This is a genomic window from Cupriavidus sp. SIMBA_020 (assembly GCF_046535395.1).
In the GTDB taxonomy this organism is placed as follows: domain Bacteria; phylum Pseudomonadota; class Gammaproteobacteria; order Burkholderiales; family Burkholderiaceae; genus Cupriavidus; species Cupriavidus campinensis.
In genome coordinates this window covers 1-245 of record NZ_JAWRWU010001410.1, presented here as the reverse complement: position 1 = coordinate 245, position 245 = coordinate 1, and the positions used below count along the sequence as shown (strand labels likewise).

Annotated in this window: 1 protein-coding gene; it reads left to right on the top strand. The window is 51.0% G+C overall.

From position 1 onward, the window contains the following. Positions 1–245 (top strand): hypothetical protein (locus tag SB751_RS34170; protein ID WP_410749515.1); only part of this gene is annotated, 245 nt, incomplete at both ends.

Genomic DNA, 245 nt, shown 5'->3' with positions numbered 1-245 from the left:
CGTATAACACCATCGCGTCACTGTTTTACAAGATTTCCGCAGCGATCGGCGCAATTGTCGTATTCGCTTACCTGTTTGAAATCGGATTCTTCCCGGCAGGCCTGACTGCGGCGGAAGTCATCTTTTTCGTTTTTGTGGCAATGGGCTTCGGCCTCGTCTACCTGATGCTGCTCGGCTTTGGTGCGGTATCGGCAATATGGCTGGTCAACCTGATAGTCTGGTTTCGGAATAGCCTTCGTTTCAGA